The 9641-nt window shown below is 60.7% G+C and carries 5 protein-coding genes; 2 read left to right on the top strand and 3 right to left on the bottom strand.

Going from position 1 to position 9641, the window contains the following annotated elements; genetic code table 11:
• Positions 1–908: right-handed parallel beta-helix repeat-containing protein (locus tag BRA62_RS11760; RefSeq protein WP_292366824.1), on the bottom strand; the 908-nt coding region annotated here is incomplete at its 3' end.
• A gap of 657 nt (positions 909–1565) precedes the next feature.
• Between BRA62_RS11760 and BRA62_RS11755 the strand changes: the two genes are divergently transcribed.
• Complete coding sequence (locus BRA62_RS11755; protein ID WP_292366822.1) at positions 1566–2741, top strand: glycosyltransferase family 4 protein; 1176 nt, start codon at positions 1566–1568, stop codon at positions 2739–2741.
• 207 nt (positions 2742–2948) lie between these two features.
• Complete coding sequence (locus tag BRA62_RS11750) at positions 2949–5132, top strand: DUF2206 domain-containing protein (protein ID WP_292366820.1); 2184 nt, start codon at positions 2949–2951, stop codon at positions 5130–5132.
• Positions 5133–5159: 27 nt separating this feature from the next.
• On the opposite strand, the gene BRA62_RS11745 is transcribed toward BRA62_RS11750, so the two are convergent.
• Together BRA62_RS11745 and BRA62_RS11740 are read right to left on the bottom strand one after the other, a co-directional pair.
• Complete coding sequence (locus BRA62_RS11745) at positions 5160–6401, bottom strand: lipopolysaccharide biosynthesis protein (RefSeq protein ID WP_292366818.1); 1242 nt, start codon at positions 6399–6401, stop codon at positions 5160–5162.
• Between the two features lie 250 nt (positions 6402–6651).
• Positions 6652–9222, bottom strand: coding sequence for a CARDB domain-containing protein (locus BRA62_RS11740; RefSeq protein WP_292366817.1), 2571 nt, complete (start codon positions 9220–9222; stop codon positions 6652–6654).
• Positions 9223–9641 lie beyond the last annotated feature (419 nt).

The following is a 9641-nucleotide window of genomic DNA, read 5'->3' as shown; positions in this document are numbered from 1 at the left end:
TAGAGCTTGCCGCCGTTCGTCGCGTAGAACCCATACAGCGAGTTGCTCTCCGCGGTGCAGTTCTTGAACGTCACGTCGCAGTTCGGGGCGTAGTAGCCGCACCCGAAGTAGTGGGTCGACATGTCGCTCTGCTTGTAGGGCACCGTCGGGTAGGGTTTCTGCCCGTTGTTCTTGCTCACGCAGTTCTCGAGAACCGCGTCCGTCACCGTGGGATCGAACTCGAAGTGGAACCCGGACTCCAGGTTGCCTTCCGCGAGGCAGTTCGTCACCCTAAGGCCGTCCATGTCGTTTAGTTCCGCAAAGTCGAACCCGGTGATCCAGGGGTTGAACGCGCCTTTGCTCCCGCAGTTGATCGCAGCGCAGTTGTCGTAGCGGACATCCTTGATCACTTTGTTGGACGACCCCCAGGCGTTGTGGAGGAACCCATAGGTCCCGGTGTCCACGGCCTTGCAGTTGACAAACTCGACGTCCTCCAGGGTCGGCGCGTAGACGGCCGGATCGTGGATCAGGAGGTAGACTGCCTGGATGCTTGTATCCGCCGTTCCCTCAATGTTGTGGATCTTCGCGTGGCTTGCACGGATGGTCATCACGCCGAGCCACTTGACGCCGCTGCTGTAGCCGCTGCCCTCGATGTGGAACCCGTCCAGCGTGATGGACTCCTGGTCGACGCTGATGCGCCCGTCGTTGGTGAACACAAGGTTCGTCGCATCCGGACCCTGGCCGGAGAGCGTCGTGCCCGCCGGCGGCGCGATGACGCCGGCACAGTTGAACGTGCCTTCGGTCAGGACGACGGTACCGCCGTCCGGCAGTGCGGCGAGCGCCGCCTGGATCTCGGCCTGGTCGTCGACGCCGTCACAGACATAGTCTGCCTGGTTCTTCGACAGTTCGGTGCTATCGCTTGCAGCCACGGTGAGCGTAGCCGGACTTGCAGACTCGGCAGCACTTACCGGGGAGAATGCCGGGATAAGGCAGCACACCAGAAGTACTGCAGCCAGTCTTAGAATATTTCGCCTGTCTGTCATGCCATTCAGCCTCTCTGTGAGGTATCACTACCGTCTTTTAATTGTCATATAAATATTTTATTCACAAAATAAAATTCCAGATATCGTTTATTCCAGGATATCAGCCATCATAATCTGGAAAGTCCGGGAAAAAACATGATATATCAAATATCGATTAGTGCAAAAACATATTATACAATTATTGAAATTAAAATCGAAACTTATAAGTATTCGCGCCCATCTCTGCCGATCAGCCCAAACGACCCTCCTCGAAACGCTTTCATGCAGAGCGGATGGGGATTCTGCTCCATGCGCCGGTACGCCCCCGGGCCTCCGGCCCCCACCACCGGACAGCGGCGTGAGACGGCACATGCATCATCCCGCCGGCCCGGATCGGGGGTTACAAGACCCGGACGCCGCCGGGAGAAGGGCGATAATGCCCGAATCCGGGACGCCGCCGGGAAGGAGCCTGCCGGACTCTTGCCCGCCTGTCCGCCGCTATCCGGCCCAATGGCGTTCCCCGGCGCAATGTCTATATAGGGTCTCTTCACAGAGAGTGCCCCTATGCGAGTGGCATGCCTGACCTTCTGGTTCTACGACTACACCATCCAGATGGCAAACGAACTTGCCCGGCACACCGAGGTGCTGCTGCTGCTCCCGGACTACAGGTCGGAGGAGTACGTGGAGAGCATCGACCCGAAGGTGAAGGTCCACATATTCGGCTACTCCCGGTACGCCGGGAGGTTCGGTCCGTCGTGCCACCCCCTGCTCCGGGAGATCGTCGCCGCAATCGACGGCTTCGCTCCCGACGTCGTCCACTTCCAGGTGAACAACCCCATGCTCTGCCCGCTCCTCCCCATGCTCAGGAAGTATCCGCTGGTGGCGACGTTCCACGACATCGAGCCGCACCCCGGCGAGGATCGTCTGCTGGATGCGGGTTCGCTGCTCTACCGGCTCACCCTCTTCGTATCAAGGGTTCTCCCTGACCGGATCTTCGTTCACGGGAAAGCGCTCCGGGACATCCTTGTGGAGAACTACCGCATCCCGGCACAAAAGGTACACGTCATCCCGATCGGCGAGCACGAGGTGGCGCCGTTCGTGAAGTTCGAGGAGCCCGATCTCGAGCCGGACGGCCGCCGGGTTCTCTTCTTCGGCCGCATCCACCGCTACAAGGGGCTCGACTACCTGATCCGGGCAGAACCGCTCATCACCCAAAAAGTCCCGGACGCCCGGATCGTCATCGCCGGGACGGGGGAGGACTTCGACAGGTACGAGGAGGCGATGGCGGGCCGGGACGCATTCGAGGTCTATAACTACAGGATACCCTACGAAGAAGGCGCACGGCTCTTCCAGCAGGCGAGCGTCGTGGCGCTCCCGTACGTCGAAGCGTCCCAGAGTGGTGTCATACCGACCGCATACGGGTTCCGGCGGCCGGTGGTGGTCACGGACGTGGGGAGCCTGCCGGAGGTCGTCGATGACGGGGAGACCGGCTACGTCGTGCCCCCCCGCGACCCGGCCGCGCTTGCCGCCGCGATCGTGAGCCTGCTCGAGGACCCGGCAGCGTGCCGGCGCATGGGAGAGCAGGGGTATGCGAAACTGAAGACGGACATGGCCTGGTCCACGATAGCACGATCTCTCCTCGCGGTCTACAGCGATCTCGCGCCCTCCCCGGGGAAGGGAAAACCTCATGCGGACGAGGCCTTCGCCGAGACGGCCCCTGCCGGCGGGAACGAGCGATGACCTCCCGGACGGGACAGACGCACGGGACGGGGGCTGTTCCCGCAAAAAGGCCCGGGCTGACGCAACACATTAATAGGTTGACCGGAGAGTAGGTGCATCGATGCGGCATGCGGCATGCCAGGCGCCACCGAAGGAAAAGACACGCTGTCCATACACATAGCCGACCAGAGAACAAGGGATACCATGCACCTGTATAACCCGTTCCGAATGAACGACTGGGATAACAAAACGTTTTTCCGTGTATTCCAGGCTATCCAGCTCGTCTTCGTCGCAGTAGTCTTCCTCGGTCTTGTCGGGTATCACATACCGATCGCAAGAGAGGCCCTGGCCTTTCTGTATCTCACCTTCCTGCCCGGGATTCTCGTGCTGAAGGCGCTCAGGCTTCATAACCTCGGCACGATCGAGACGCTGCTCTACTCCGTCGGGCTGAGCCTTGTGGTCCTCATGCTCACCGGCCTCGCCGCCAACATCGCCTACCCGCTGCTCGGGTTTGCACGGCCGTTCTCATTTGCGATCCTCTTCATCACGATCGTCGCCGTCGTGCAGGTTCTGCTCTACATCGCGCTTACCAGGGACCGGGGACACGCCGGCGCGAACCCGAAGATAACCGTCCCGGCCTCTCCGGCGGTGCCGTTCCTGATGCTGTTTCCGCTCCTTGCGATCATCGGGACGTACGTGCGCGACGAATACCACATGGTCACGCTCCTCTTCCTGCTCCTCATCCTGATAGCGATCGTCGGCCTCGCCGTCGGGTTCGACCGCCTCATCCCGGCTTCCTGTTATGGGCTCGCGGTCTACACCATCGCGCTCGCGCTCCTCTACCATACCTCGCTGATATCGGGGTATATCTGGGGCTACGATATCCATCACGAGCTCCACCTCGCAAACGGCGTGCTGATACCGGGGTTCTGGGACATGACCATACCGTACAACACGAACGGGATGCTCTCCGTCGTTGCCCTCGTCCCCATCTACTCGCTCATCTCCGATCTGGACCCCGTCTGGGTCTTCAAGATCATCTATCCCCTCCTCTTCGCGCTCGTGCCGCTCGGACTCTACCGGGCGGTCGAGAAGCAGACGGACGCGAGGATCGGGTTCTTCTCCACCTTCTTCTTCTTCTCGTTCTTCACGTTCTATACGGAGATGATCTCTCTTGCCCGCCAGCAGATCGCGGAGCTCTTTCTCGCGCTGACCATCCTTGTGATGATCGACAAGTCCATGGGCCGCAACAGGCAGGCGTTCCTCATGGTCACGTTTGCCTTTGCCATGATCGTATCGCATTACGGCCTCTCGTACATCTACTTCTTCTCGCTCATTCCGGCATGGCTGCTGCTCGTTATTCCCGAGCGCCTGCAGGCCTGGCTGCCGAAATGGGTCACCCGAAGCACGGCCCTTCTGAAGTCCGATCCGATCGCTCCTTCGGGGACCGACGGGGGAGTGCCGATCCGGACGCTCGTCCTCCCCTACATCCTCATCTTTGCCGCCTTCGCCTACCTCTGGTACTCGACGGTGGCCGAAGGCACGGCGCTTGCCACCGTCACCGGGATCGGGGATAAGATATGGACCACCCTCTTTACGGACTCCTTCAACTCGACAACCGCGCAGGGGATGCAGATCCTCACCAGCCAGTCGACGACGCCCCTGCACGGCCTGGCAAAGCTCGTCCATATCGCCACCCAGGGCCTCATCGCCGTGGGACTGCTCGCAACCCTCTTAAAGCGCGGGCGATGGCGCATTGAGCCCGAGTACCTTGCCGTTTCGCTCGTCTTCCTCCTCATCAACGTAGCCGGCATCGCCGTTCCGTTCTTCGCAAGCTCGCTCAACACCAGCCGCCTCTACCACATCACCCTGATCTTCCTCGCCCCGTTCGCGATCATCGGCGGCATAGCGATCTACGAGGCAATAGCCGGAAGGATACGCACGATAAGGGGCGCTCCGTTCATGGGAACGGCCTATCAGGCATTATCGGTATTCTTCGCCGTCTTCTTCCTCTTCAACAGCGGCTTCATCTACCAGGTCGTGGACGATAACCCGACATCGATGGCGCTCGAGACTACCGGGGACAAGCCGGTCTTCAACGGCAAAGAGGTCCAGGGAGCAGAATGGATCTTTTCGAAGGGTATCGAGCGCCCCATCTACGTCGACGGCACGCGCTGGTGGCTCCTGCAGGGGTTCGACCCGCACCGCCAGCGATATATTCCGGGAGATGCATCACTGGTGGAGCCCGGCACCTACCTCTACTTCGGCACGTACAATCTTGTCCGGGACAGCATCCGGATCGAGGCACAGCAGCACGCGGTCACTACGGCAACCTATACCGATGCCGGATGGTTCATCCGGGACCATCACAGGGTCTATGACAACGCCGGTTCCGCCGTCTACTACCGCTAACCCAGACCCGGGCAGCACCTAAAAGAGTTATACCCATCCTTTCTTCTTCAGGACGATGCCGACGAGGAGCGTTCCTGCCGCGTACGTGGCAAGCCACGCATACCCCATGCCGATGAGGCCGAACCGGTTCATCAGGGCATAGCCAAGCCCGAGCAGGGCAACGCTGATGAAACTGCTGAGGATGATGAGGCTCCGGATGTCGTTTCTGACCTTTGAGATGGATATAAAGGTCTGGCAGACGGAGACGAACAGGGCGGAGAGCGCGAGCACCCGGAGCAGGGCCATCCCTTCGACGTAGTCCTTGCCGATCAGGTTGAGGATCTGCTCCCCGAAGAGGGCGAGGGCGATGATCGCAGGTATGAGCAGGGCGAACATGCTCGCGAGCGTCCGGAGCACGCTCTTCTTCATCTCCCCCCCGTGGCTCCCCTCGACGAAGAGCGAGGTCGTGAACGCGTAGGGGATCATGAAGAGTATCGAGACGATTGCGTAGGTGATGTAGTAGTTGGCGGTGCTCTCCGCCCCGAGCACGTGGAGCACCATGATCGGGATGACCATGTTCGGCGCAGACATCAGTATCCCGGCAATATACGCACCGGCAGAGAACTGCCATGCCTCCCGCAGGAAGACCCGGTCGACGCACGGCGTCGGTTTCACGGAGCACCGGGTGAGAAGGACAAGGGCGAGGGCGAGACCGAGGATGAACGAGAAGCCGAAAGCGCCGAAGATGCCTATCGCCCCGAGGAATACCAGGGGGACCAGGAAGAGGATCCTCGTCCCGTAGAGCAGGTTCAGGGTGAAGTAGTGCTCGGACTTGCGCAGGGCGTTGAACGCACCTTCAAGGACCCAGGTGATGGAGTAGGCCCCGAGGATGATGAGGTAGAGCGGTGCGATCGACCTGACGATCGTGAGCTCGGGGGATACGACGTCCACTGCGGCGATGAAGATCAGCCCCGCACCGAGCGCCACCGCGGTCGGGACGAGGATGGCGGTTCCGAGCACCCGGTTCTTGTCGCGCAGGGGAAAGAACCGGATCACCGACTGGTCCAGGCCGAGCCGGGAGATGAGGATGAGGAGCCCCATGGACGACATCAGGGCGGTTGCAATACCCACGTCCGCCTGTGAGTAGAATCGGGCTGCAATCATCCAGAAGAAGAACCCGAACCCCGCAGCGGCGAACGATGACGCCATGATGAAGAACGAATTCCGGATAAGCGGCTCCTGCAGGTGCTGCCTGACCTCGCTGAAGTTTTTCGGGAGTGCTACTGCCATTCGGTCGGCAGTATCGGGTGGCACCTATATAGATGTATCCATCGCTCCGACCCCGGGAGAGCCGGAGATTCTCGAGGAAAGAACTCTCAGGACTGTGTTGCACGAGAAGGCAGCAGAAAATGCTCACCGGATCGGGCGAGGGAACCTGTCCATAACCAATATGGTCACGCACTGTACAGGTGTTAGGTGGCGGCACCCGTGGCAAAACCAGGAGGAGGTGAGGGAGCAACCACTGCTCCTGGCAAACGCTTTACAGGGAAGAGGTCCTGCCGAAGAAGAAGTCGGTCAGCAGGGCAACATCCTTCCAGTCCACGGTGCCGTCTCCATTAAAATCGGCAGCTGCATCGGACGGGCCGGTTCCCTGTGCCATTCCGGCAGCGATCGTCACGTCGGCCCAGTTGACGTTGCCGTCTCCGTTCAGGTCTCCCCTGACGGGAACCGGCAGGCTTCCGACGACGATCTCCTTGCTCATGACGTTATTCGCTTCATTGCTCTCGGCGATCCGGTTGACGTCGTCCACATTGGCCTTCACGGTGTGAGTGCCTTCGACGGCCTTCCAGGTTGCACCGGCCGAACCGCCGTTCGCGGTCAGGGTGACCGATGCGCCCGGGGCGATAGCCGTGGTGTAGGTGTCGGACCAGACTCCCGGACCGGCGGCCCCGTCATCGAACGTGAAGAGGACACCGTGCTTCGTGCCCGCAGGCGTGGGTGCCGTCCCCTGGTTCTTGATCGTGGCTTTCAGCGTCACCGCACTCCCGGTTTCCGGGTTCGCCGGCGTCCAGGAGATGCCGGTCACCACAAGGTCGGGCTTCCCGGAGGGGGCAGGCGTGGTGGGAGTGGGGGTCGGGGTAGACCCCGACGCGGCCTTTGCGACCGTGATCTGTTCACTCCTGATGTTGTTCGCGTCATTGCTCTCGGCGATCCGGTTGACGTCGTCCACGTTGGCCTTCACGGTGTGAGTGCCTTCGACGGCCTTCCAGGTTGCACCGGCCGAGCCGCCGTTCGCGGTCAGGGTGACCCATTCACCCGGAGCAATCGGCGCGGTGTGGGTATCGGACCAGACGCCGGACCCGGCGGCCCCGTCATCGAACGTGAAGAGGACGCCGTGCTTCGCGCCCGCAGGCGTGGGGGCGTCGCCCTGGTTCTTGATGGTGGCCTTCATCGTCACCGCATCCCCGGAGCCCGGGTTTGCCGGCGTCCAGGAGATGTCGGTCACCACGAGGTCGGGCTTCCCGGAGGGAGCCGGCGTGGCGGGAACGGTCACGGTCGGCGTCGGTACCGGCGAGCCGGTGGACGTCACCTCCACGTTCTGGAGGGTCGCCTGACCGGCCGGAACCGTGCTCGCGATGGTCACGCCGGGGGAGCCGGCGGGGAGGGTCCTGGAGACGATCTCCATATCCTTCACGAGGACGTTTTTGGTTCTGTAGCCCTCGATCACGAACGGCTTTGCGGCGTCGGAGACGATCTGACCGGAGAAGACGGTGTTAATATTCTCCTTCGCCCAGACCAGCGTCTCCACACGGTTGCCGGATGCATAGATGCTCACCTCGGAGTTGTCGAACTGGCCGTTCGTGCCGCCGAGGCTCGAGCCCTTGCCGTTGTAGCCGATCGGATCGACCAGGTGGAAGTTCCGGATCTTCACGTTGTTCGCGAGGTCGACCTGCAGGCCGTAGCCGTTCGAGTTGATGCTCGTGCAGTTCTCCATCACTGTGGAGGGGTTGACCGAACGGGTCGGGATGCTGTAGTAGCCGGCGGGCACCCGGTAGGAGAAGTCGGTTCTCCCGATGCCGGTGTCCTTCTCGACACAGTTGTAGAGCTTGCCGCCGTTCGTCGTGTAGAACCCGTTCATGGAGTTGCCCTCCGCGACGCAGTTGATGAACGTCGCGTCACAGTTCGGGGCGTAGTAGCCGCACCCGAAGTAGTGGGTGGACATGTCGTTCGGGTTGTAAGCCTTCGTCGGGAAGGCTTTCTGGCCGTTGTTGCGGCTCACGCAGTTCTCGAGAACCGCGTTCGTCACTTTGGGATCGAACTCGAAGTGGAACCCGGACTCCAGGTTGCCTTCCGCAAGACAGTTCGTCACGCGAAGGCCGTCCATGTCGTTCAATTCCGCAAAGTCGAACCCGGTGATCCAGGGGTTGAACACGCCAAACTTGCCGCAGTTGATCGCGGCGCAGTTGTCATAGCGGACGTTCTTGATCACCATGTTCGTCGAGCCCCAGGCGTTGTGGAGGAACCCGTAGGTGCCGGTGTCCACGGCCTTGCAGTTGACGAACTCGACGTCCTCCAGGGTGGGAGCGTATACCGTCGGATCGTGAATCAGGAGGTAAACCGCCTGGATGCTCGCATCCGCGGTGCCCGTGACGTTGTGGATCTTCGCGTGGCTTGCCCGGACGTTCATCACGCCGAGCCACTTGACGCCGCTACTGTAGCCGGTTCCCTTGATGTGGAACCCGTCCAGCGTGACGTACTCACGGTCGACGTTGATGCGTCCGTCGCGGGTGAACACGAGGTATGTCTCCGATTCACCTTCCCCCATGAGAGTGGAGCCTGCTTTGGGAGCAATGATCCCGGCGCAGTTGTATGTGCCACTGGAGAGGAGGACAACACCGCCTGATGAGGGTTGGGCGTTCAGTGCTGCCTGGATCTCCACGTGATCGTTGACCCCATCACAGACGTAGTCGGCCGCTGCTTTATCGGCCGCACTGCTGTCGCTTGCCGCGACAATCGTGTTGGGGGTCGCTTCGAGCGCCCCGACAATCGGGACGAGCCCGACAATCAGGAACACTACAATAAGAAGCTTCGTTGTCCGTCTATCTCGCATTATCTCACCTCTTGGGAGATACTGCATTATCTGATAACCGTAATTTAAAATGTTTTTTAAATTGAATAAACGATCCACATTATTTTAAATCACAAACGGGCAACTCATTTCAGAGATAATCGCTTGTTTCAATTATTTCCAAAACTCGAACGAAAATAGAAATATATAAATACAGTATCGAACTTTAGCGCGTGTGGCACGGTGAATGCCCGTCCCGGCCGGAGGTCCCGGGGGGTATTTCTGACGGGTTAACAGGCTCCGGATATGAGATATAATCCACTTAATTTTATAAAAATCCTTGAAATGCAAAGACCGCCGCCACCGGCCAGCCGGGACGGCAGCCACCCCCCTGCCCCCCCCCCCCCCCCCCCCCCGCCGCCGGGGGGGGGGGGGGGCCCCCCCCCCCGCCCCGCGCCCCC

This window comes from Methanoculleus sp. UBA208 (assembly GCF_002498065.1).
Taxonomy (GTDB): domain Archaea; phylum Halobacteriota; class Methanomicrobia; order Methanomicrobiales; family Methanoculleaceae; genus Methanoculleus.
Note: the sequence above shows the minus strand (reverse complement) of the source record. Positions and strands in the feature narration are given on the sequence as shown.